Genomic DNA, 22,923 nt, shown 5'->3' with positions numbered 1-22,923 from the left:
ACCCGGTGAGCACCACCCGCCCTGGACCTGCCATTCTCGGCATGAATCCGCGGATTCTGTGTTCTTCACCCCGCCTCCCGGTCACCCGGTCGGCGTCTTGAGCACGAGATGGAACTCTACACACGAATCCCACCGAACACAAAATCAGGGGCGGCACCCGGCGTGCGGTCAAGGGTGGGCGGCCGGTTTCCGCCTGTTCTCGCGGATTCCTTCGGCCTGGCCCGCCCCGTTCGACGCTCCAGCGCCGTCACCCCCGGCCGTGACGTGCACCACTCCTCAGGGCGTGGCCGTCGTGTCCAGGGTCGGCTGGAGCCACAGGGTGGTCAGCGCCGGCACGTTCACCGTGACGCGGGCCGGCTGGCCCTGCCACTGGCCCTCGTGTGCCGCGATCACCTCGGACTGGCCGGTCTGCTCCCGCCAGCCGTCACCGTGGAAGTCGGTCGCATCGGTGTCCAGCACCACCGTCCACTCCCCCGCGGACGGCACCCCCACGCGCAGCCCCTGACGCGGCGACCCCGAGAGGTTGGTGATGCACAGCAGCGGGGCGCCGCCCGGTTCAGCGGCCGGGACCGCGGCGCCGTCGTCGTCGATCCGTGTCTCCGGCACCACCTGCGCCGCGGGCATGCGGAGGAACACGAGCGTGTTGCCGTCGGCGTCGCCGCCGTCCACCCACGAGAATCCCTCCGGGCTGTGGTCCAGCGACCACAGCGCCGGCTTGCTGCGGTAGAGCGCGTTGAGCTCCCGGATCGTCAGCTGGACCCCGCGGTGCGCCTCATCCCACGAGACGGGCCAGTCCAGGCCCTCGCCCTCGGACCACTCGCTCGGCTGCGCGTACTCCCCGCCCATGAACAGCAGCTGCTTGCCGGGGTGCGCCCACATGTACCCGTAGTAGGCGCGCAGGGTCGCCAGCTGCTGCCGTCGGTCGCCCGGGATGCGGCCCAGCAGGGAGCCCTTGCCGTGGACGACCTCATCGTGGGACAGCGGCAGCACGTAGTTCTCCGAGTAGGCGTACACCATGGAGAACGTCCACTGCTCGTGGTGCCACCGGCGGTTGACCGGGTCCTGGGACAGGTAGGCCAGGGTGTCGTGCATCCAGCCCATGTTCCACTTCTTGCCGAAGCCGAGACCGCCCGCGTCCACGGGAGCGCTCACCCCGGAGAAGGCCGTGGACTCCTCCGCGATCATGTGGACGCCGGGGTGCAGGCGGTACACGGTCGCGTTGACCTCGCGCAGGAAGTCGATGGCCTCGAGGTTGTGGTTGCCGCCGTGCACGTTGGGCTCCCACTGCCCGTCCTCGCGCGAGTAGTCCAGGTAGAGCATCGAGGCGACGGCGTCCACGCGCAGCCCGTCGATGTGGAACTCGCCGAGCCAGTAGAGCGCGTTGGCCACGAGGAAGTTGCGGACCTCGGTGCGGCCGAAGTCGAACACGAGGGTGCCCCAGTCGGGATGTTCGCCCCGCCGCGGGTCCGGGTGCTCGTACAGGGCGGTCCCGTCGAAGCGCGCGAGCGCCCACTCGTCCTTCGGGAAGTGCGCCGGCACCCAGTCCACGATGACGCCGATCCCCGCCCGGTGGAGCGCGTCCACCAGGTGCTTGAACTCGTCCGGGGAGCCGAACCGGGAGGTGGGGGCGTAGTAGCCGGTCACCTGGTAGCCCCAGGACCCGCCGAACGGATGCTCCGCGACCGGCAGGAACTCCACGTGCGTGAACCCGAGCCACTGCACGTACTCCACGAGCTGCTCGGCCAGCTCGCGGTAGTCCAGCCCGGGCCGCCACGAGCCCAGGTGCACCTCGTAGATGCTCAGCGGGCGCTCGTGCGGGTCCGTGAGACGGCGGCGCTCCATCCAGGTGCGGTCCCCGAAGGCGTAGTCGGACTCGAGCACACGCGAGGCCGTGGCCGGCGGGACCTCCGTCCAGCGGGCCATCGGGTCCGCCTTCTGCCGCCAGAGCCCGTCCCGGCCGAGGATCTCGAACTTGTAGCGGTCGCCGTGACCGACGCCAGGCACCAGCAGCTCCCACACGCCGGAGGAGCCGAGGGACCGCATGGCATGGGTCCGGCCGTCCCAGCCGTTGTGGTCGCCCACCACGCGCACGGCCCGCGCGTTCGGCGCCCAGACCGCGAAGGCCGTGCCGACGGCCTCGCCCGCGGAGGTGCGGACCACGCGGGCGCCCAGCACCTCCCACAGCCGTTCGTGCCGGCCCTCCCCGATCAGGTGCAGGTCCAGCTCGCCGAGCGTGGGCAGGTGCCGGTACGCGTCGTCCTGCTCCTGGACGGGGCCGGTCGTGCCGTCCTCGGTCTCGTACGCCACCTCGACGCGGTAGTCGCCCGCGGCAGCCCCGGCCACGCGGGGCGTCGGGGCCACGCCCGCGAACACGCCGTCGTGCTCGTGCGTCAGCTCCACCCGCTGCCCGTCGCCGGCGCGGACCACCGTGACCGTGCGCGCCAGCGGGCGCAGCACGCGGTAGGTGACCGCCGCGCCGTCGGGATGCGGGTGGGCGCCCAGCACGGTGTGCGGATCGTGGTGCCGGCCCTGCGCGACGGCGGCCAGCACCTCCGGGTCCACGGCGAGCGGGGCGACGGCGGGACGGGGGGCGGCGGACGGGGTCATGGCGATTCCTGTTCTGGGGACGGCGGGCGTCGGGAGCGGCTCAGCCGTTCCGGACGACCCGCAGGACATGGGCGGGCTCGACGTGGGGGTCCAGGCGGACGTACGGGGTGCGGCCCCACCGCCAGCGCTGGCCGGTGAGCAGGTCCTCCACCTCGACGGCCCCGGACGCGTCGCGGTCCTCGGGGCGCAGACGCAGCGCCTCGAGGTCCAGGTCCAGGGTCGCCTCGACGACGTCGTGCGGGTTCGTGGTGACGACGACGATCAGGGTGTCCTCCGCGGGACCGGCGTCGGTGACCGCCTCGGCGTCCCGGTGCGCACCCTCGGGCCGGGCCGAGCGCGTCTTCGAGAACACGAGCAGGTCAGGGTGCGTCGAGGCGTGCAGGGTCAGGTTCTGCAGGTCGCCCAGCGCCGGGTGCGCCGCGCGGATCTCATTGAGCCGGGTGAGGTACGGGGCGAGCGAGGCACCCGCGGCCTCCGCGCCCTCCCAGTCCCGGGGGCGGTACTCGTACTTCTCGTTGTCGATGTACTCCTCCGCGCCCGGCCGGGCCACGTGCTCGAACAGCTCGAACCCGGCGTAGACGCCCCACAGCGGGCTGGCCGTGGCGGCGACGACGGCGCGGATCCGGAACGCGCCCGGGCCGCCGTGCTGCAGGTACTCCGTGAGGATGTCCGGCGTGTTGACGAAGAGGTTGGGGCGATAGAACGCCGGCGTCTCGTGCGAGATCTCCTGGAGGTACTCCGCAAGCTCCTCGGCCGTGTTCCGCCAGGTGAAGTACCCGTAGGACTGCTGGAACCCGACCTTGCCCAGGGCGTGCATCATCGCGGGACGGGTGAAGGCCTCGGCGAGGAACACGACGCGCGGCTCCTCGGCGCGGACCTTCGCGATCAGCCACTCCCAGAACCACAGGGGCTTGGTGTGGGGGTTGTCCACGCGGAAGATGTGCACGCCGCGGGCCACCCAGCCCCGCACCACGTCCAGCACCGCCTGGGCGAGGCCGCCCGGGTCGTTGTCGAAGTTCAGCGGGTAGATGTCCTGGTACTTCTTCGGCGGGTTCTCCGCGTACGCGATGGTGCCGTCCACGCGGGTGGTGAACCACTCCGGGTGCGCGGCGACCCACGGGTGGTCCGGGGAGCACTGCAGGGCCAGGTCCAGGGCCACTTCGAGGCCCTCGTCCGCGGCCGCGGCCACGAACGCCTCGAAGTCCTCGACGGTGCCCAGGTCCGGGTGCACGGCGTCGTGCCCGCCCTCGGGCCCGCCGATCGCCCACGGCGAGCCCGGGTCCTGCGGCCCGGCCGTCAGCGTGTTGTTCGGACCCTTGCGGTGCGTGGTGCCGATCGGGTGGATCGGCGGCAGGTAGGCCACCTGGAAGCCCATCCGGGCGACCGCCGGGAGCCGGTCGGCCGCCGTCGCGAAGGTGCCGGAGGACCACGTGCCGGAGGCCTCGTCGAAGCGGGCGCCCTCGGAGCGGGGGAAGAACTCGTACCAGGCGCCGCGGCCGGCGAGCTCACGCTGCACGTCCAGCGGGTAGAGCTCGGAGCTCGTGAGGTGCTCCCGCACGGGGCGGGCGTGGAGGACGGCGGACACCTCCGCCGACTCGGCGGAGGCCAGGCGCTGGGCCGGGATGAGCGACTCGTCCTCGAGGCCGCGAACGACCTCCTCGAACACGGCGCGGTCCTCGGCCGAGCGCTCCGCGTCCTCGGCGGCCCGGCGGAACAGGGCGGCGCCCTCGGCGAGCATCAGCTCCACGTCGACGCCGGCGGCGATCTTGACGGTGGCCGCGTGCTTCCACGTGCCCACCGGATCGTCCCAGCCCTCGACCACGAACTGGTGCAGGCCCGGCTCGGCGGGCCGCAGCGTGGCCACGACCTCGTCCAGGCCGGGCCGGCCCGGACGCATCTGCACGCGCTGCACCTCGGCGCCGGCCGGGTCGAGCAGGCGGACGGTGGCGCGCACGGAGTCGTGGCCCTCGCGGAACACGGTCGCGCGGACGGGGATGTCCTCGCCGACCACGGCCTTCGCCGGGAACCGGCCGTCCAGCACCACGGGCTGCACGTCCGTCACCGGGATACGCCCCGTGACGGTCTGGAGGCGGACATCGGCTGCGGTGGCGCTCTGGGTGTCGGGCTTCACGGTGCTCACGCCACGACGCTACCCCGCGGCCGCGCCGGTGAGAACGGCCGGCCCGCCCGCCCGCCGTGGGGGGCGGAGGGGCGGGCCGGGGACGGGGCGCCGGACGGGACGCTCAGGACAGCATGGTCTTGTCGTCCACGACGGCGCCCTTGATCTTGCCGAACTCGGCCAGCAGGTCCGCCGGGGTGCGCCCGGCCTTCTCCTGCTCGTCCAGCTCGAGGATGATCCGGCCGTCGTGCATCATGATCAGCCGGTTGCCGACCTCGAGGGCCTGGGACATGTTGTGCGTGACCATCAGCGTGGTGAGCCGGTGCTCGGCCACCACCTGCCGGGTCAGGCGGGTCACCAGCTCCGCCCGGGACGGGTCCAGGGCGGCGGTGTGCTCGTCCAGCAGCAGGATCTTCGGTCCGGAGAACGTGGCCATGAGCAGGCTGAGCGCCTGACGCTGGCCACCGGAGAGCAGCCCGACCTTGGCGGTGAGGCGGTTCTCCAGGCCGAGTTCGAGCTTCGTGAGCTCGTCGCGGAACATCGCGCGCCGGGCGCGGGAGACGCCCCGCGAGAGCCCGCGGGCGTGCCCGCGTCGCCAGGCCAGGGCCATGTTCTCCTCGATCGTGAGATTCGGGGCCGTGCCCGCCGTCGGGTCCTGGAACACCCGGCCGATCGAGGCCGCGCGGCGGTGGTCCGGCATGCGGGTGACGTCCTTGCCGCCCACGGCCACGGTGCCGGTGTCCGGGAGCAGCTTGCCGGCGATCGTGTTCAGGATCGTGGACTTGCCGGCGCCGTTGGAGCCGATCACGGTGACGAAGTCGCCCTCGGCCAGGTGCAGGTCGATGCCCTGCAGGGCGCGCCGCTCGTTGACGGTGTTCGGGAAGAAGGTCTTGGAGACCTGTGAGATCTCAAGCACGGGGGGCCTCCTCGGAGACGGATGCGGCGGGGGTGGCGCCGCCCGGCTCGCCAGTCAGGGGCATGCCGGCGGTGGCCGGAGCGGCGGCGGCCGGCGCCGGGGTCGCGGCCGTGCCCCGCGTGCGCAGGCTCAGGCGCCTGGCGAAGCCGAAGCGCGGCAGCAGCAGGGCCACGACGACGAGGGCCGCGGAGATCAGCTTCATGTCGTTCGGGCTCAGGCCCGCGTTGAGGGCGAACTGGATGATCAGGCGGTAGAGCACGGCGCCGACGATCACGGCGAGCGTCGCCCAGAAGACCGTGCGCTGGCCGAACACGGCCTGGCCCACGATCACGGACGCCAGGCCCACGAGGATGAGGCCGATGCCCATGGAGATGTCCGCGAAGCCCTGGTACATGGCCAGCAGGGAGCCGCCGAGGGCCACGAGGCCGTTGGAGATCATGAGGCCGAGGATCTTCATCCGGTCCGTGGAGACGCCGTACGAGCGGATCATCTCCTCGTTGTCACCGGTCGCCTGCAGGGCGAGGCCCAGGTCCGTGTGCAGGAACCAGTCGAGGATCAGCTTCACCACGAACACGCCGAGGAAGAGCACGAGGATCGAGCCCCAGTTCCGGGCCAGGCCCAGGTCGTCGAGCCACGTGAACAGGGTGTCCTGGCCGAGCAAGGGGATGTTGGCCTTGCCCATGATCCGCAGGTTGATCGAGTAGAGCGCGATCATCGTGAGGATGCCGGCGAGCAGGCCGTCGATCCGGCCCTTGGTGTGCAGCAGGCCGGTGACGAGGCCCGCGAGCGCGCCCGCCACGAAGGCGGCGAGCATGGCCAGGGGCACCGGCGTGCCGCCCGTGATGAGCACGGCGGCCGTGGCGGCGCCGGTGGTGAACGAGCCGTCCACCGTGAGGTCGGGGAGGTCGAGGATGCGGAAGGTCAGGTACACGCCGAGCGCGACGACGGCGTAGATCAGACCCAGTTCCACTGCGGTCAGCATGGGGTGGGTGCCTTTCGGGCGGGGCGAGGGGGACGGACGACGGCGGGACGGGGTGGGCCGGCCGCCGACGTGCTCCGCGGCGGCTCGGACCCCGTGGTCCGGGCCGCCGCGGAGGCGGGCAGGCGCGGGATCAGCCCTCGACGAGCTGGTCGGCCCTGTCCTTGAGCTTGGCGGGGATCTCGACGCCGTAGGCCTCGGCGGCCTGCGGGTTCAGCACGAGCTGCAGGTTGGCCGGGTCGGCGTAGCCCACGGGCAGCTCGGCCGGCTTCGCGCCGTCCTTGAGGATCTTCACAGCCATCTCGCCGGCCTGCTTGCCGTGCGCCGTGTAGTCGATGCCGTACGTGCCCAGGGCGCCGCGCTCGACGGAGTCGATGTCCGCCGAGATGACGGGGATGCGCTGCTCCTTGCCGTAGCCGACCACGGTCTCCAACGCCGAGACGACGGCGTTGTCCGTGGGCACGTAGATGCCGTCCACGCCGGACAGGGACTGCACGCCCTGCTGGACCTCGGACGAGTTGGTGATGGTGGCCTCCTTGACCTCGAGGCCCAGCTCCTTGCCGGCCTCCTTGGCCTGGTCCACCTGGACCTTGGAGTTGGCCTCGCCGGAGTTGTAGACGATGCCGACGGTCGTGGCGTCCGGCTTCACGTCCTTGAGCAGCTGCAGCTGCTCCTTGACCGGGTTGCGGTCCGAGACGCCGGTGACGTTGCCGCCCGGGGCCTCGTCCGAGGCCACGAGCTCAGCGCCCTTCGGGTCGGTGACCGCCATGAACACGACCGGCTTGTCCTTCACGGCCGAGACGGTGCCCTGTGCGGCGGGGGTCGCGATCGCGGCCACGAGGTCCACGTCCCCGTCGTTGGCGAAGGTGGAGGCGATCGAGGTGACGGTGGCCTGCTCGCCCTGGGCGTTCTGCTCCTCGAACGTCACGTCCAGGCCGGCGTCCTTGAACGCCTCCTTGAAGCCCTCGGCCGCGCCGTCGAGCGCCGGGTGGGAGACGAGCTGGTTGATGCCCACGGTGTAGGAGCCGTCGCCGCCGGCGGCGGAGGACGAGCCGGAGCCGCCGGAGCCGGAGTCACCGCACGCCGTGAGCCCGAGGGCGGCGACGGCGAGGGCGGCGGTGAGGGAGAGGGAGCGGTGCTTCATGAGACGGACCTCGTTCTGATGGTGCGGTGCGGGATGCGCTCGCCGACGGGGGCCCGTCGGACACAGTGCAGACACTGTGCGCGGTGACACGCATCACAGGCAAGACGTGCGCGTATCCACGCGACATCCTGCCATGTGATCGACGTCACTGTAGACACTCTGCCCGCGTCGGCGCCGTGTGCGACACCCGCGTCCCCGCCTGGCCGTCATCCCGGGCGGGGGCGCCGTGGAGGTCAGCGCCCGCCGGCGCGCTGCACCGAGATCTCGTACAGGGAGATGCCCACCGCCATCGAGGCGTTGAGGGACTCCATCGTCGAGTCGATCGGGATGGACACGATCTGCTGGCAGTGCTCCCGCACCATGCGGGACAGACCCTTGCCCTCGGCCCCCACCACGAGCACGAGCGGCTCCGTGGCCAGGGCGAGCCCGGGCAGCGAGACGTCCCCGCCGCCGTCGAGGCCCAGCACGAAGTAGCCGGCCTTGTGCAGGTCGACGAGGGTGGTGTTCAGGTTGCCGGCCTGGGCCACGGGCACCCGCGCGGCCGCGCCGGCCGAGGTGCGCCAGGCGGTGGCGGTCACGCCGACGGAGCGGCGCTCGGGCACGATCACGCCGTCCGCGTCGAACGCGGAGCCGGCCCGGATGATGGCGCCGAGGTTGCGGGGGTCGGTGATGCCGTCGAGCGCGATCAGCAGCGGCGGGGTCCGCAGGTGCCCCTTCTCGTGCTTCGCGAGCGCGTCGAGGGCCAGGGCCGTGGCGTCCGCGTACTCATAGGGCGGGATCTGCAGCACGATGCCCTGGTGCACGGCCTCGCCGGAGAGGCGGTCCAGCTCCGGCTTGGTGTTCTCCAGGACCGGCACGCCCTGCTCGAGGCAGAGGCGCAGGGCCTCCTTGACGCGGTCGTCCATCTCGATGCGCACGGCCACGTGCAGCGCCTTGGCCGGGATGCCCGCGCGCAGCGCCTCGAGCACGGGATTGCGACCGGAGACCGTCTCATCCGTGAGCTTCACGCGGCCGCGGACCTGGTCCTTCACGGGACCGCGCTTGGCGGCCGAGCGCTCGGCCAGCTGCTTGGCGCGGTGCGCCTTGTGGTAGACCCGGTCCTCGGCCTTGGGGGTGGGTCCGCGGCCCTCGAGCGCCTTGCGACCGTGGCCGCCGGTGCCCTTCATGGGGCCCTTCTTGCCCTTGGGCTTGCGGGATCCGCCGGAGCGGGGTGCGGTGGACATGGCGGGACTCCTGCGGGCCGGGGACGGGGGCGGCGGCACGCGGGGCGCCGCCGGATCGCCCTCCAGTCTAGGTGTCAGTCCGCCAGGCGCCATGTGGCGCCGTCGGCGCCGTCCTCCACCACGACGCCGGCCGCGGCCAACGCGTCGCGGATGCGGTCCGCGGTGGCCCAGTCCTTGTCCGCGCGGGCCTGCGCCCGCGCCTCGATCTGCGACCGGACGAGCGAGTCGAGGGCGTCCGACACCGGGCCGGCCGCGGCGTCGTCGCCCTCGGGCACGTCGTCCAGGCCCAGCACCGCGGTCATGGCCTCCACCTCGGCCAGGCGGGCGGCCGCGGCGTCGAGGTCCTGCCCGGCCAGCGCCGAGTTGCCGGCGCGCACGGCCTCGTGCAGGGCCGCGAGCGCCTGGGGCACGTTGAGGTCGTCCTCCATGGCGGCGCGGAAGGCGGCGGGCACGCGGTCCGCGAGCGCCCCGTCGGGGGCGGGCGGGACGGCACCCGCGGCCCGGGCGCGGGCCGTGAAGCCCTCGATGCGCTCGACGGCGGCCTCGGCCTCGTCGAGGGCGCCGGGCCGGTAGTCGAGCTGGGAGCGGTAGTGGGCCTGCCCCAGGAAGTAGCGCACCGCCGTCGGGCGGGCCATGCCGAGCATCTCCTCGGGGGAGATCGTGTTGCCCACGGACTTGGACATCTTCTCGCCGCCGTAGGTGACGAGCCCGTTGTGCAGCCAGAAGCGGGCGAAGCCGTCACCGGCGGCCGCCGACTGGGCCAGCTCGTTCTCGTGGTGCGGGAACCGCAGGTCCAGGCCGCCGCCGTGGATGTCGAACTCGGCGCCGAGGTACTTCGTGGACATGGCCGAGCACTCCAGGTGCCATCCGGGGCGGCCGGCGCCCCAGGGCGACTCCCACACGGCGGTGGCGGGCTCGCCGGGCTTGGCGCCCTTCCACAGGGCGAAGTCGCGGGGGTCGCGCTTGCCGCGCGGGTCGGCGTCGGGGGCGTCCTGCATGTCCTCGACGCGCTGGCGGGTGAGCTCGCCGTAGCGCTCCCAGGACCGGACGTCGAAGTAGACGTCGCCCGAGCCGTCCTGCGCGGGGTAGGCGTGGCCGCGCTCCATCAGGCGCTCGATGAGCGCGAACATCTCGGGCACGTGGCCGGTGGCGCGCGGCTCATAGGTGGGACGGCGGACGCCGAGGGCGAGGTAGGCGGCGTCGAACGCCTTCTCGAACCGGTAGGCCAGGGCCCACCACGGCTCGCGGGCCGGGTAGAGGTCCGAGGCCTCGAAGCCGGCCTCGTGGGAGGCGGCCGAGCGGTCGAGGATCTTGTCGTCGATGTCCGTCACGTTCCGCACCGAGGTGACGCGCAGCCCGGTGGCCTCGAGCCAGCGGATGAGGATGTCGAACACGATCGCGCTGCGCACGTGGCCCACGTGCGGCATGCCCTGCACCGTGGCCCCGCAGTAGTACACCGACGCCTCGCCGGGCACGAGGGGCTCGAAGTCCCGGATCTGCGCGGTGCGGGTGTCGTAGAAGCGCTGGGCCATGGGGGCGCGGTCCTTCCGGAGGGGCGGGGTCCTGACGGGGCTCTGCCAGCCTAGTCGGTGCGCCGACGCGGGCTCAGGCCGCGGGGACGACGAGCGCGGTCGCGATCCCCACCAGCCCCTCCCTGCGCCCGATGAAGCCCAGCCGGTCCGTCGTGGCGGCGGAGACGGACACGGGGGCCCCGCCGAGGGCGGCGGACAGGGCGGCCTCCATCTCCGCGCGGCGCGTGCCCACCTTGGGCCGGGGTGCGACCACCTGGACCGCCACGTTCCCGACGGCGACGCCCGCCTCCGTCAGCAGGCGCAGCACCTCGCGGAGCATGTCCGCGCCGGAGGCGTCCGCCATCTCGGGCCGGTCGACGCCGAACACGGCCCCGAGATCGCCGAGGCCGGCGGCGGAGAGCAGGGCGTTGCACGCCGCGTGGGCGGCCACGTCCCCGTCCGAGGTCGCGGCCACCCCCCGCTCGCCGGGCCAGTGGATGCCGCCGAGCCACAGGGGCCGGGGGGCATCCTCGGGTGCCCACGCGTGCACGTCGGTGCCGATCCCCACGCGCGGCAGGGGGGCGGCCGCGACGGCGGGGCGGGTGGGCTGGCGCATGGAGGCCCCCTGGGGGGCGCGGCGGGCGAGCTCGAGGCGGGCGAGGTCGAGGTCGGCGGGGGCGGTGACCTTGAACGCGGCCGGGTCGCCGGGCACCACCACGACCTCGTGCCCCGCGGCCTCCATGACCATCGCATCGTCGGTGAGCGCCGCGGCGTCGAGCGTGGGGTCCGTGCGCACGGCCTCGTGGGCCGCCAGCAGGGTGTCCAGGTCGAAGCCCTGCGGCGTCTGGATCGCGCGCAGTCCGGCGCGGGCCGGCGTGGCCGCGACGACGTCGACGCCGCCCCGTCCGGGGGTGACCTGCTTGACGGTGTCCGTCAGCGGCAGGCCCGGGACCGCGGCGACCGCGCCGGTCCCGAGCGCCGCCGTCACGGCCCCGAACACGCTCGGCGGGGTCAGCGCGCGGGCCGCGTCGTGGACGAGGACACAGCGGGGCGCCCCCGCCGGGGCGAGGTCGGCCAGAGCGCCGGAGGCCGCGGCGAGTCCGGCGCGGACCGAGTCCGCGCGCTCGGCGCCGCCGGGCACGCAGTGCACGGGCACGTCCAGGCGCGGGCCGGCGTCGACCTCGGCGGCCACGCGGCCGGCATCGGCCTCCACCGGCGGGGTGAGCACCACGACGGCGTCCAGGGCGAGCCCGGCGGCGCGCGCGGCGGCGACGGACTCCAGGCAGTGGCGCAGGAGGGTGCGGCCGTCCGCGAGGGGGGCGAGGGCCTTGGGCAGCCCGGCGCCGAGGCGGGTGCCGGCGCCGGCGGCAGCGATCACGAGGGCGGTGGGCATGGCCTCATCCTAGGGAGCGCGCCGGTGCCCGTGGCCCGGGACCCCCTCCGGCGGCGCCGGACGGGCCGGGGACGAGACAGGGGAGGGGCCCGCGTCGTGGACGCGGACCCCTCCCCTGCCGTGTGCTGCCCGTCAGCCCTCGAGCACCTTGTCCAGGCGACCCTCGGCCTCCTCCTCGGTGACCTTCTTGGCCAGCGCCAGCTCGGACACGAGCACCTGGCGAGCCTTCGCGAGCATGCGCTTCTCACCGGCGGACAGGCCGCGGTCCTGGTCGCGGCGCCACAGGTCGCGGACGACCTCGGCCACCTTGTTGACGTCGCCACTGGCGAGCTTCTCCAGGTTCGCCTTGTAACGGCGGGACCAGTTGGTCGGCTCCTCCACGTGCTCGGCGCGCAGGACCTCCATGACGTGCTCGAGCCCCTCCGCATCCACGACGTCACGCACGCCGACGAGGTCGACGTTCTCCGCAGGGACCTCGATGGTCAGGTCTCCCTGCGCCACCTTGAGCTTGAGGTACATCTTCTCCTCCCCCTTGATGGTGCGCATCTTGATCTCCTCGATCCGCGCAGCACCGTGATGGGGGTAGACGACGGTCTCTCCGACCTCAAAAACCATGTTGTTGTGCCCCTTTCAGTCGTCTCATTCTATCATGCGGCCTCGTCATGCCGCGCGCGCCGTCACATCTTCGGCCTCCGGATGTGATAGTGGACGACCCGGCGCCACGGGCCGGCCGGCGTCCCGGGATGCGGTAGCCTGACCTGGCAGGACCCCTGCCTCGGGGCTCCTGAGCACGTCATCGCACCTGAGGAGACCTCTGTGAAGAACGCATCCCGGCCCGCCCGGCGCCACCTCGCCGCAGGTGCGCTGGCCGCGGTCGCCCTGCTGGGCGCCACCGGCTGCTCCGCCGTGAGCCCGATCGCCACCGCCATCCAGTACTCCCCCTCGGACGGCATCAACGGCCAGGAGCAGGACTTCCTGAGCTACCGCAACCTCGCCCTCGTCGGCGACGGCGAGTCGGGCCCCGCCCGCCTGATCGGCACCGTGGAGAACACCTCCGGCCAGGATCAGACCTACACCTTCCAGGCCGAGGGCGGCGGCTCCGCGACCCTGAAGGTCCCCGCCGGCGAGAGCCGCAAGCTCGAGGACGAGGCGAACACAACCGTCCTGGAGCGCGAGGGCGTGTGGGTCGGCGAGAACCTGCCCGTGACCGTCTCCGGCAACGGCGGCACCGCCGACCTGGCCGTCCCGCTGCTGAGCGCCACCCAGGAGCAGTACCGTGACCTGCTCCCCGAGGGAGTCGAGCCCTCGGAGGAGGATCTCGTCGGGCACCTCCACGAGGAGACCCACCACTACGGCGAGGAGCACTGACCTCCGCCGGGCCTGCGCCCGGCACGCCACGGCCCCGGCCCCACCGCGAGGTGGAGCCGGGGCCGTCGTCGTCCCGGGTGCAGCGCGCCGGTCAGGCCTCGAACTTGTAGCCCAGGCCGCGCACCGTGACGAGGTAGCGGGGGCTCGAGGGATCGGGCTCGATCTTGGAGCGCAGGCGCTTCACGTGCACGTCGAGGGTCTTGGTGTCCCCCACGTAGTCGGAGCCCCACACGCGGTCGATCAGCTGGCCGCGGGTGAGCACGCGCCCGGCGTTGCGCAGCAGCATCTCCAGCAGCTCGAACTCCTTGAGCGGCAGGGACACCTGCTCGCCGTCCACGGAGACGACGTGCCGCTCGACGTCCATGCGCACGGGGCCGGCGCTGATGGTCGCCGACATCGGCTCCTCCTGGTCCCCCTGACGGCGCAGCACGGCGCGGACGCGGGCCACCAGCTCACGCGAGGAGTACGGCTTGGTCACGTAGTCGTCCGCCCCGAGCTCGAGGCCGACGACCTTGTCGATCTCCGAGTCCTTCGCGGTCAGCATGATCACGGGGACGTTGGAGCGCTGGCGCACCTGACGACACACCTCGGTGCCGGACATCCCCGGGAGCATCAGGTCCAGGAGGATCAGGTCCGCGCTGTCGCGCTCGAAGACGCTCAGCGCCTCGTTGCCGTCGGCGGCGACGGTGACCTCGAACCCCTCCTTCTCCAGGAGGTAGGACAGGGGGTCGCTGAACGACTCCTCGTCCTCCACGATCAGAATGCGGCTCATGCGCTCGTCTCCTTCCGGGTCGGGGGTGCGGCCGAGGCGGTCACCCGGTGACCGCGCCGCTCGGTGACGTGGGCGGCACCCGGCGCGCCGTCGACGGCGACACCGTCCCCCCACTCGGGCAGGCGGATGGTGAAGGTCGACCCGCGGCCCGGCTGGGACCAGAGGGTGACCTCCCCTCCGTGGTTGATGACGACGTGCTTGACGATGCTCAGCCCCAGGCCCGTGCCGCCCGTCTGACGCGACCGCGCCGCGTCCACGCGGTAGAAGCGTTCGAAGACCCGCTCCTGCTCCTCCGGGCTGATGCCGATGCCCTGGTCCGTGACGGTGACCTGGGCGAGCCCGTCCACGGAGCTCAGGCCGATGCCCACCGTGGTGCCCTCCGGGGAGTAGCGCACCGCGTTGTCCACCAGGTTGCGCACCGCGGTCATCAGCTGGTCCTGGTCCCCGTGCACCACCGCGTCCACGCGGCCGCCCACGCGCAGCGCGATGCCGCGGTCCTCGGCGGTCAGGCGCAGGCGGTCCACGGCGTCGGCGACGACGGCGTTGAGGTCCACGGGCCCCCCGTCCTGGACCACGTCCTTGGCCTGCAGCCGGGAGAACTCGATGATGTCCTGCACGAGGGCCGAGAGCCGGCGGGACTCGACGCCCAGGCGTGCGGCGAAGCGACGCACCGCCTCCTCGTCCTCCGCGGCGTCGCCGATGGCCTCGGAGAGCAGGGAGATGGCGCCCACCGGCGTCTTGAGCTCGTGCGAGACGTTGACGACGAAGTCGTGGCGCATGGCCTCGGTGCGGGTCACGTCCGTGCGGTCGTCGGCGAGGATCAGGATGTACTCCTCGTCCAGCGGGGCCACGCGCAGCTCGACGACGAGGCTCGACTGCCCGAGGGGTCCTCGGGGCAGCTCCATGCGGCGCTCGACGATGACGCCGTCGGCCCGCACGGTCCGCGTGAGCTCCCGCAGCTGGTCCTGGACGAGCGAGTGCCCTCGCACGAGGCCCAGGGCGTAGGCCGCGGGGTTCGCGCGCACCACGCCGTCGACGTCGTCCACCACCGCGTACGCGCGGCCGACCACGGAGAGGACCTCGGCGGCGCCCGGGGCGAGGGTGGGTTCGCCGACCGTCAGGTCCACCGTCCGCGAGCGCTCGGACGCCCGGAAGGCCAGCATGGAGGCCACTCCGGTGAACAGTCCGACCGCTCCGCACAGCAGGCCGATGATGACGGGATCCACGGCACCAGACTAGCCTCTGGCGGCCCGGAGACGGGCTGCCCAGGCACCGCCAGACGCCGGACGATCGGCGTTCATGGGCCGTTCATCTTGCCCTGCCAGGGTGGACCGTTGCCCCGGGGAGTCGGGGTCGGCGGCGCACGGGCGTCGCCGGGGAGAGGAGACCATGCGCGAGCTCTACCGGGCCGACCTCGAGCGGCTGGGCCGCGACCTGAGCGAGATCGCCCGCCTCGTGCACCGCGCCATGATGGACGCGCAGGCCGCCCTCGAGGCGGCCGACGTGCACGGCGCCGAACGGGTCATCTCGGAGGACGCGCGGATCGACCAGCTGCAGGAGTCCCTCGACGAGCAGGCCGTGCGCATCCTGGCGCTGCAGGCGCCCGTGGCCACGGACCTGCGCACCGTCGTCGCCACGCTGCGGATGAGCTCCTCGCTCGAGCGCATGGGCGACCTCGCCCGCCACGTGGCCCAGCTGACCCGGCTGCGCTACCCCGAGCACGTCATCCCGGAACAGGTCCGGACCGTGATCACCGCGATGTGCGACGCCGCCGTGGAGGTGGCCGAGGAGGTCGTCCTGCTGCTCGAGACCCAGGACCTGGCGCACGGGGACCGGATCGACGCCCTCAACGAGGACGTCAACGCGCTGCACCTGTCCGTCTTCCGCGCGATCGCCGCCCCGGACTGGAGCGCGACGCCGGCCACCACCACGGACGTCACGCTGGCCTCGCGCTACCTCGAGCGGTTCACGGACCACGGCCTGTCCGTGGCCGCCAAGGTGCGCTACCTCGTCACGGGCGAGTGGGCGACCCACCGCCCGGACGCCACCGGCTCCTGACCGTCCCCGACGCCACGGGCCGGGCCCCCGGCGGGGTCCCGGCCCGTCGTCGTCGGACGCGTCAGTGCGCGGAGCCCTGGGCGGCCACGGCGGCGGCGCCGGCGGCGGCGGCCTCCGGGTCGAGGTAGCGGCCGTTCGCGGTGATCGGCTTGAAGTTCTGGTCCAGCTCGTAGACCAGCGGGATGCCCGTCGGGATGTTCAGGCCCGCGATGTCCTCGTCCGAGATGCCGTCCAGGTGCTTGACCAGGGCGCGCAGCGAGTTGCCGTGCGCGGCGATCAGCACGGTCTTGCCGGCCTTGAGGTCGGGCAGGATCTGCTCCTCCCAGTAGGGCAGCAGGCGGTCGATGACCTGCTTGAGGGCCTCGGTGCGGGGGGCGTCCTTGCCCAGGTCCGCGTAGCGCTCGTCGCCGATCTGGGAGAACTCGGAGTCGTCGTCCAGGGCGGGCGGCGGGGTGTCGAAGGACCGGCGCCAGACCATGAACTGCTCCTCGCCGAACTCCTCCTTCACCTGGGCCTTGTCCTTGCCCTGCAGGGCGCCGTAGTGGCGCTCGTTCAGGCGCCAGCTGCGCTTGACCGGGATCCACTGGCGGTCCGCGGCCTCGAGGGCCAGGTTGGCCGTGGTGATGGCGCGCTTGAGCAGGGACGTGTGGACCACGTCCGGGCGGATGCCCTCCGCCTCCAGCAGCTCACCGCCGCGGGCGGCCTCGGCGCGCCCCTTCTCGGTCAGCGGGACGTCCACCCAGCCGGTGAACAGGTTCTTCTCGTTCCATTCGCTCTGACCGTGCCGCAGCAGGACCAGCGTGTACGTGGTGTTCGCCATGTCACCATCCTAGGCGGACCCGTCCCGCCGCTCCCCTACGCTGGAGCCCATGGTGGAGAAGGCCCGGCGGCTGCGCGCGCGCACGACGCCCGGCCCAGTCCCGGCACGGGGCCCGCAGGGCCACATCACCCGCGGCACGACGGCGGCGCAGCGGATGCGCCGGGTGGACCGCTGGCTCACGGACGTGCACGGCCCCCTGCTGCGGCGCACTCCCCGCCCGCTGGCCGTGGACCTGGGCTTCGGCGCGGAGCCGGTGACCGCCGTCGAGATGGCCCAGCGGCTGCGCGTGCAGAACCCGGCCCTCGAGCTGGTGGGCCTCGAGATCGACCCCGCTCGGGTGGCCCGGGCCCGGGAGCGGGCCGGCGACCTGCCGGGGGTCACCTGGGCGGTCGGCGGCTTCGAGCTGCCCGTGCCGCGGCCGCCCACCGTGGTGCGCGCGTTCAACGTGCTGCGCCAGTACCGGGAGGAGGACGTGCCCGCGATCTGGTCCCTGCTGTGCGCGGGGCTCGCCGACGACGGCGTCCTCGTGGAGGGCACCTGCTCCGAGGACGGCCGGCGGGCGGCCTGGGTGGACCTGCGTCGGGACGGGCCCGCGAGCCTGACCGTGGCCCTCCGGCTGGGGTCCTTCGCCCGCCCCTCGGACGTGGCGGCGCGCCTGCCGAAGGTCCTCATCCACCGGCACGTACCCGGCGAGCCCGTCCATCGGCTCCTGGCGGAGGCCGACGCCGCGTGGGCCGCGCACGCCCCGCTCGCGGCCTACGGGACGCGGCAGCGGTGGCTGGCGACGGTCGGCACGCTCCGCGCGGCGGGCTGGCCCGTGCTGGGCGGCCCGCACCAGTGGCGGCGCGGGGAGCTGAGCGTGCGCTGGGCGGCGGTGGCGCCGTCGTCATGAGGGCGGCGCCGACGGCGCGGGACCCTCAGCGGCGCAGGGCCGGGCCCATGTCCTGGCGGGGGCCGGCGAGGTAGACGCACGCCACGCACGCGGCCACGAGGCCGAACATGCCCATCCCGCCGCCGGCGAGCACGCCGAGGAGCCCGACGACGGCGGCGACGCCGGTGAGGATCAGCCAGAAGCTCCTGTCCCGGCCCCCGATGCGGGCGAAGTCGTCGGGGCGGCGCCGGACGACGTCCACCAGCGCCCAGACCTCGAGCCCGAGCGCGGCGATCGCCAGGACGCGGAACAGCCAGTGGTCGACGAGCAGGGCGAAGTGCATGGGGGCGCTCATGCCGGTCAGTCTAGGCGGTCGGCCCGGACGGGTTCCCTCCCCGTCCGGGGCGGCGTCTAGGCTCGAGGCGTGAGCACCCAGACCGAGCATCGCGGCCTGTTCGTCGCCGTCGAGGGACCGGACGGATCCGGCAAGTCCACCCAGGCCCGCGCCCTGACCGAGGCCCTGCGCGCCGCGGGCCACGAGGTGGTGCTCACGCGCGAGCCCGGCGGCTCGGACCTGGGCGAGACGCTGCGGGAGCTGCTGCTGGACCCCGGGCACGCCCCCGTGGACCCCCGCACCGAGGCGCTGCTGTTCGCCGCGGCCCGGTCCGCCCACGCCGTCCGCACGCTGCGCCCCGCGCTGGCCCGGGGCGCCGTCGTCGTCACGGACCGGTATGTGGACTCGTCCGTGGCCTACCAGGGCGCGGCGCGCGGGCTGGGCGAGGCGCGGATCGCCGCCCTGAACGAGTGGGCCACGGACGGCCTCGTCCCCGATCTGACGGTGCTGATCGACGTGGACGCGGCCACCGCCGCGGACCGGCGTGACCGGCGCGCGGCGGAGGGCGAGGGCACCCCCGACCGCATGGAGCGGGAGACGGCGGACCGGCACGAGGCCCTGCGCGCCGCCTTCCTCGCGCGCGCGGCGGCCGCGCCCGAGCGGTACCTCGTGCTCGACGGCGCGCTGCCGCCGCAGGAGCTCACCGCCCGCGCGCTGGCCCGCGTCACCGCCCAGGCGGCCGACCGATGACGGCCCCCGCCCCCGCCGTGTTCGCGGACCTCGCGGGCCAGGAGGCCGCGGTGGCCCAGCTGCGCCGCGCCGCGGCCGAGGACCGTCCCACCCACGCCTGGATGTTCACGGGCCCGCCCGGCTCCGGCCGGTCGACGGCGGCGCGTGCGTTCGCCGCGGCCCTGCAGTGCGAGGTCGCGGACCCGGCGGCGCGCGGCTGCGGCGAGTGCCACGCGTGCCGCACCGTCCTCGGCGGCACCCACCCGGACGTGACCGTGCTGGCCACCGAGGCGGTGAGCTATCGGATCGAGGACGTCCGCGCCCTCGTGGAGGCCGGCCAGTCCACCCCCGCCACCGGGCGCTGGCGGATCTTCCTCATGGAGGACGCGGACCGCATGACGGAGCGCGCCACGAACGTGCTGCTCAAGGCCATCGAGGAGCCGCCGGCCCGCACGATCTGGATGCTGTGCGCCCCGTCCCCCGCGGACGTGCTCCCCACCGTCCGCTCCCGCTGCCGGCTGATCACGCTGAGCATCCCCGCCGTGGAGCAGGTGGCGGAGCTGCTGCACCGCCGCGACGGGCTGGACCGCGAGACGGCGCTCACCACCGCCCGGATCTCCCAGTCGCACGTGGGCATGGCCCGCCGCCTCGCGCGGGACCCGGAGGCCCTCGAACGCCGCGAGCGCATCCTCTCCCTGCCGCTCCAGGCCACCGCCGTCTCCGACGCGATGGCCCTGGCCGCCACGTTGGCCGAGGTGTCCAAGGCCGAGGCCGAGTCCGCCGCCGAAGCCCGGGACGCCGAGGAGCTCGAGGCACTGCGCCGCTCCCTGGGCCTCGAGCCCGGCGAGCCCGTCCCGCCCAAGCTCCGCCACCACGTCAAACGGCTCGAGGAGGACCAGACCCGCCGGCGGCGCCGCGCCGTCCGAGACTCGCTGGACCGGGCCATGATCGACGTCATGGGCCTGTTCCGGGACGTGCTGCGCGTGCAGCTGGGGGCCGACGGCGAGCTCATCAACGAGCACCGTCGGGACGAGATCGAGGCGTACGCCCGCGGCACCGCCGGCGACTCGGCCGAGGTGCTCGCCCGGATCGACGCCGTCACCACGGCCCGCGAGCGCATCGCCGCCAACGTGCCGGAGCAGCTGGCCCTCGAAGCCATGATGCTGGCCCTGCTGCCCCGCCGGGTGCGCACCCCGCGACGTCGCTGAGCGGCCGCGCCGGGTGGACCGGCGCCGGCTCAGCGGGTGCGGACCACCAGGTCCGGCACGTCGGCCAGGCCCGGCACCACCCGGTCCGAGCCCGCCGCCAGCAGGACGTGGTCCGCGTCGCGACCCGTGCGCACGCCGACCACGAGTCCGGCCCCGGCGCGGCGCCCGGCCGTCATGTCCTCCGCGGTGTCCCCGACCACGAGGACGCTGCGGACGTCCTCCAGGTCGAGACCGAGCAGGGCGGTGAGGATCATGTCCGGGTAGGGGACGCCGCGGCCGGCGTCGTCCGGGGAGAGGCTGAGATCCGCCAGGCCCATCCACCCCAGCGACTCGAGGATCATGTTCTGGGTGTGGCGGGCGTAGCCGGTGCACAGGCACACGTGGAGGCCGAGGGCGCGCAGGCGGATGAGCGCCTCCTCCGCGCCCGGCACGGCCCGGACGCCGTGCTCAGCCAGCAGCGCGTCGAAGGTCGCCTCGAACGTGCGGGTCGCCGCCGCGGCCACCGCCCGGTCGGCGAACACGCGGGGGAAAACGGCCGTGCGCGAGGTGGGCCGGAGCGCGCGGAACCGCCGCGCGGCGTCGTCGTGCTCCGGCGTGCCCGCCGGGACGCCGTGCTGGTCCAACGAGCGGGCGAACGCCGTGTCCTGGAGCCCGTGCTCCACGATGGACGTGCCGGACATGTCCACCACGGCCAGGCGGAGGGGCACGGCCGACGAAGCCGCGGCGGGGGGTGCCGGGGTGCGAGGGGCGTGGGGCAGGCTCATGCGTCTCCCGTCGACGGTGTGTGCCCACCAGGGAACCGTCCTCGTCTGGCCACGGCATGGCCTGGGGGTGAACGCCCGCGGAAGGGGCGGGCCACACTCGGTGGCCCGCGCACCCGGCCGCGCGGTGGAATCGGGGCCGCGAAACCGGTATGCTCGTCAGCCGTGGCCGTTCACGGTCGCGTGCCTCCTTAGCTCAGCTGGCCAGAGCAGCTCCCTCGTAAAGAGCAGGTCGCCGGTTCGAATCCGGCAGGGGGCTCCCCCGGACCCCGCCGCGTGACCACGCGGCGGGGTCCTCTCGTCTCCGGGCCGGCCCTCCGGGGCGCGCCGCCGTCAGAGCCCGGCTCCCAGCTCCTCCGCCCGGTCCAGGTGGCCGAGGGTGCGTTCGGCGTGCCGGCCGACCGACTCCGCCGAGCCCTGGCCGAGCCGGTACAGGGCGAGGGCCTGGGCGGTGGCGGCCAGCTCGTGTGCGGCGCGGGAGAGCTCACGGTGGACGTCGGCGGCCTCGGCCGGGATGTGCTCGCCGTCGCCCTCGTGGTCCCGGTGCAGGCGGACGCACAGGGCACGGACCGCGGGGAGCCGTTCCGTGAGGACGTTGCCGGCGTGGACCACGCCGTTGCGCTCCTCGTGGCTCAGCACGTCCGTGCCCCGCTGGCCCTCCAGCACCTGCCAGTAGCGGTCCAGGGCCCGGCCGAGGCGGTCGTGGGCACGGCGCCACAGCCCTGTGCCGAGCTCGCGGTCGTCGGCACGCTCCTGACGGAAGCGTGCGAAGGGCCCCCTCATGCGCGGTCGCCGGACGGCCGGCGCGCGTCGGCGGGGTCGGTGACGAGCACGACCTTGCCCGTGCGGGTGGCGGAGTCGAACCAGTCGAACGCCTCGGCGGCCTCGGCGAGCGGGAAGCACGCCCCGACGCTCGCGTCGATGCGGCCCGCCGCCACCAGGGGCCACACGGCACGTTCGGCCGCGGCCACGATCCCGGCCTTGTCCACGACCGAGCGGGAGCGGAGCGTCGCCCCCGTGAGCCAGCCGCGCTTGACCACCAGCTTCATGATGTTGAAGTCCTCCGGGACGGCGCCGCCCTGGACCGCGAGCGTCACGATGCGTCCCTCGGGGGCGAGCGCGGACACGTTGGGCGCCAGGTACGGGGCGCCGACGACGTCGAGGATGACGTCCGCGCCGTGGCCGTCCGTGACCTCCTTGACCCACGGGGCGAAGGCACCGGACTCGGCGGCGCGGTGGTCGAACATGTGCTCGGCGCCCAGCCGCCGGCCGAGCGCCACCTTCTCCGGGCCGCCGGCGGTGCCCAGCACCCGTGCACCGAGCGCGGCGAGGAACTGGACGGCGAAGGAGCCGATGCCGCCGGTGGCGCCGTGCACGAGCACCCGGTCCCCGGCCTGGACGCCTGCCCGGCCCACGAGCGCCGAGTGCACCGTGCAGGCGACCTCCGGCAGGGCCGCCGCCTCGACGAGGCCGACGCCGTCGGGGACGGCCATGAGCTGGCCCGCCGGCACGGCGACGTACTCGGCGAAGCCGCCGCCGGCCAGGAGCGCGCACACCCGGTCACCGACGGCGAAGCGCCCCTCACCCGGCATCCCGGCCTCGGGTCCCAGCGCCGCCACGGTGCCGGAGACCTCGAGCCCGGGGATCTCGGAGGCGCCGCGCGGCGGCGGGTAGCGGCCCTCGCGCTGCGCGATGTCCGCGCGGTTGAGACCCGCGGCGGCCACGTGCACCAGCACCTCGCCCGGGCCGGGGTCCGGCACGGGCTCGTGGCCCACGCGGACGACGCCGTTGTCGCCGGCGCCGGTGAATCGCACGGCGCGCATCTGTGCGGGGACGTCCATGGGGGTCTCCTCCTCTGGTCGGGGGTCGAGGGTCCATCCTCGCGCGCGGGGGGCCGGACTCGCCACCGGTCGCCCGCCGGGCCACGGGCTAGAGTGGGTCCTCGACGCGGCGGCCCACGCCGTCGCGGTCAGGCCCGGGATGGTTGTCCGAGCGGCCGAAGGAGCCGGTCTTGAAAACCGGTGTGCGGTGACCCCGTGCCGAGGGTTCGAATCCCTCACCATCCGCGTGCACACGACGAGAGGCGGGGGGCCGGCCCGCCCCCCCCCCC

21 protein-coding genes and 2 tRNA genes are annotated in these 22,923 nt (G+C 74.0%); 7 read left to right on the top strand and 16 right to left on the bottom strand.

Features of this window, described 5'->3' with window-relative positions; genetic code table 11:
• Positions 1–276: 276 nt before the first annotated feature.
• From glgB to O3T09_RS09745, 9 genes are all read right to left on the bottom strand, one after another.
• On the bottom strand, positions 277–2,607 hold the full coding sequence (gene glgB, locus O3T09_RS09785; RefSeq protein ID WP_136940052.1) for a 1,4-alpha-glucan branching protein GlgB: 2,331 nt from the start codon (positions 2,605–2,607) through the stop codon (positions 277–279).
• Positions 2,608–2,647: 40 nt separating this feature from the next.
• Complete coding sequence (locus tag O3T09_RS09780) at positions 2,648–4,747, bottom strand: alpha-1,4-glucan--maltose-1-phosphate maltosyltransferase (protein WP_101966082.1); 2,100 nt, start codon at positions 4,745–4,747, stop codon at positions 2,648–2,650.
• A gap of 103 nt (positions 4,748–4,850) precedes the next feature.
• Positions 4,851–5,642 (bottom strand): ABC transporter ATP-binding protein, encoded by a 792-nt coding sequence (locus O3T09_RS09775; protein ID WP_036382449.1) that lies wholly within the window; start codon positions 5,640–5,642, stop codon positions 4,851–4,853.
• Positions 5,635–6,624, bottom strand: coding sequence for an ABC transporter permease (locus O3T09_RS09770; RefSeq protein WP_269295516.1), 990 nt, complete (start codon positions 6,622–6,624; stop codon positions 5,635–5,637). The genes O3T09_RS09775 and O3T09_RS09770 overlap by 8 nt, the downstream gene beginning before the upstream one ends.
• A gap of 130 nt (positions 6,625–6,754) precedes the next feature.
• A complete protein-coding gene (locus O3T09_RS09765; protein WP_101966084.1) occupies positions 6,755–7,765 on the bottom strand; it encodes an ABC transporter substrate-binding protein in 1,011 nt (336 codons plus the stop codon).
• 233 nt (positions 7,766–7,998) lie between these two features.
• Positions 7,999–8,988, bottom strand: coding sequence for a 23S rRNA (guanosine(2251)-2'-O)-methyltransferase RlmB (gene rlmB, locus O3T09_RS09760; protein WP_036382443.1), 990 nt, complete (start codon positions 8,986–8,988; stop codon positions 7,999–8,001).
• Positions 8,989–9,062: 74 nt separating this feature from the next.
• Complete coding sequence (gene cysS / locus O3T09_RS09755) at positions 9,063–10,520, bottom strand: cysteine--tRNA ligase (protein WP_060973913.1); 1,458 nt, start codon at positions 10,518–10,520, stop codon at positions 9,063–9,065.
• A 73-nt stretch (positions 10,521–10,593) separates the two neighbouring features.
• Positions 10,594–11,892 (bottom strand): 2-C-methyl-D-erythritol 2,4-cyclodiphosphate synthase, encoded by a 1,299-nt coding sequence (ispF, locus tag O3T09_RS09750; protein WP_101966085.1) that lies wholly within the window; start codon positions 11,890–11,892, stop codon positions 10,594–10,596.
• Positions 11,893–12,024: 132 nt separating this feature from the next.
• On the bottom strand, positions 12,025–12,507 hold the full coding sequence (locus O3T09_RS09745) for a CarD family transcriptional regulator (RefSeq protein WP_036384689.1): 483 nt from the start codon (positions 12,505–12,507) through the stop codon (positions 12,025–12,027).
• A 201-nt stretch (positions 12,508–12,708) separates the two neighbouring features.
• Between O3T09_RS09745 and O3T09_RS09740 the strand changes: the two genes are divergently transcribed.
• Positions 12,709–13,260 carry a hypothetical protein gene (locus O3T09_RS09740; protein WP_036384688.1) on the top strand — a complete coding sequence of 184 codons (552 nt, stop codon included), beginning with the start codon at positions 12,709–12,711 and terminating at the stop codon, positions 13,258–13,260.
• Between the two features lie 91 nt (positions 13,261–13,351).
• Here O3T09_RS09740 and O3T09_RS09735 read toward each other — a convergent pair whose 3' ends face one another.
• Both O3T09_RS09735 and O3T09_RS09730 read right to left on the bottom strand, forming a co-directional pair.
• Positions 13,352–14,032 carry a response regulator transcription factor gene (locus O3T09_RS09735; RefSeq protein ID WP_041104721.1) on the bottom strand — a complete coding sequence of 227 codons (681 nt, stop codon included), beginning with the start codon at positions 14,030–14,032 and terminating at the stop codon, positions 13,352–13,354.
• Positions 14,029–15,258 (bottom strand): sensor histidine kinase, encoded by a 1,230-nt coding sequence (locus O3T09_RS09730; RefSeq protein ID WP_036384686.1) that lies wholly within the window; start codon positions 15,256–15,258, stop codon positions 14,029–14,031. Before O3T09_RS09730 ends, O3T09_RS09735 begins: the two co-directional genes overlap by 4 nt.
• A gap of 163 nt (positions 15,259–15,421) precedes the next feature.
• Between O3T09_RS09730 and phoU the strand changes: the two genes are divergently transcribed.
• Complete coding sequence (gene phoU, locus O3T09_RS09725; RefSeq protein ID WP_136940051.1) at positions 15,422–16,090, top strand: phosphate signaling complex protein PhoU; 669 nt, start codon at positions 15,422–15,424, stop codon at positions 16,088–16,090.
• A 61-nt stretch (positions 16,091–16,151) separates the two neighbouring features.
• Here the strand turns inward: phoU and O3T09_RS09720 are convergent, their stop codons facing one another.
• Positions 16,152–16,910, bottom strand: coding sequence for a phosphoglyceromutase (locus tag O3T09_RS09720; RefSeq protein ID WP_063189350.1), 759 nt, complete (start codon positions 16,908–16,910; stop codon positions 16,152–16,154).
• Positions 16,911–16,959: 49 nt separating this feature from the next.
• Here O3T09_RS09720 and O3T09_RS09715 point away from each other — a divergent pair, with 49 nt between their 5' ends.
• Positions 16,960–17,802, top strand: a complete 843-nt coding sequence (locus O3T09_RS09715; RefSeq protein ID WP_101966087.1) for an SAM-dependent methyltransferase — start codon at positions 16,960–16,962, stop codon at positions 17,800–17,802.
• 25 nt (positions 17,803–17,827) lie between these two features.
• On the opposite strand, the gene O3T09_RS09710 is transcribed toward O3T09_RS09715, so the two are convergent.
• A complete protein-coding gene (locus O3T09_RS09710; RefSeq protein WP_036384680.1) occupies positions 17,828–18,124 on the bottom strand; it encodes a DUF2516 family protein in 297 nt (98 codons plus the stop codon).
• Between the two features lie 81 nt (positions 18,125–18,205).
• Between O3T09_RS09710 and tmk the strand changes: the two genes are divergently transcribed.
• The gene (gene tmk, locus O3T09_RS09705) at positions 18,206–18,865 is read left to right on the top strand and encodes a dTMP kinase (protein WP_036316043.1); all 660 of its coding nucleotides are present in this window, start codon (positions 18,206–18,208) and stop codon (positions 18,863–18,865) included.
• Positions 18,862–20,052: a DNA polymerase III subunit delta' gene (locus O3T09_RS09700; RefSeq protein WP_036316045.1), complete on the top strand. Its 1,191-nt coding sequence runs from the start codon at positions 18,862–18,864 to the stop codon at positions 20,050–20,052. The genes tmk and O3T09_RS09700 overlap by 4 nt, the downstream gene beginning before the upstream one ends.
• Positions 20,053–20,081: 29 nt before the next feature.
• On the opposite strand, the gene O3T09_RS09695 is transcribed toward O3T09_RS09700, so the two are convergent.
• Entirely contained in the window at positions 20,082–20,816 is a 735-nt protein-coding gene (locus tag O3T09_RS09695; protein ID WP_036316046.1) for an HAD family hydrolase, read from the bottom strand.
• A 182-nt stretch (positions 20,817–20,998) separates the two neighbouring features.
• Between O3T09_RS09695 and O3T09_RS09690 the strand changes: the two genes are divergently transcribed.
• A tRNA-Thr gene (locus tag O3T09_RS09690) sits at positions 20,999–21,072 on the top strand.
• Between the two features lie 74 nt (positions 21,073–21,146).
• Here the strand turns inward: O3T09_RS09690 and O3T09_RS09685 are convergent.
• Together O3T09_RS09685 and O3T09_RS09680 are read right to left on the bottom strand one after the other, a co-directional pair.
• Positions 21,147–21,596 (bottom strand): hypothetical protein, encoded by a 450-nt coding sequence (locus tag O3T09_RS09685; RefSeq protein ID WP_049145163.1) that lies wholly within the window; start codon positions 21,594–21,596, stop codon positions 21,147–21,149.
• Complete coding sequence (locus O3T09_RS09680; protein ID WP_081097720.1) at positions 21,593–22,654, bottom strand: NAD(P)H-quinone oxidoreductase; 1,062 nt, start codon at positions 22,652–22,654, stop codon at positions 21,593–21,595. Before O3T09_RS09680 ends, O3T09_RS09685 begins: the two co-directional genes overlap by 4 nt.
• A 137-nt stretch (positions 22,655–22,791) precedes the next feature.
• On the opposite strand from O3T09_RS09680, the gene O3T09_RS09675 reads away from it, so the two are divergent.
• A tRNA-Ser gene (locus O3T09_RS09675) sits at positions 22,792–22,879 on the top strand.
• The last annotated feature ends 44 nt before the right edge of the window (positions 22,880–22,923 follow it).

The organism is Micrococcus sp. H39-S4, from assembly GCF_027158145.1.
In the GTDB taxonomy this organism is placed as follows: domain Bacteria; phylum Actinomycetota; class Actinomycetes; order Actinomycetales; family Micrococcaceae; genus Micrococcus; species Micrococcus luteus.
Note: the sequence above shows the minus strand (reverse complement) of the source record. Positions and strands in the feature narration are given on the sequence as shown.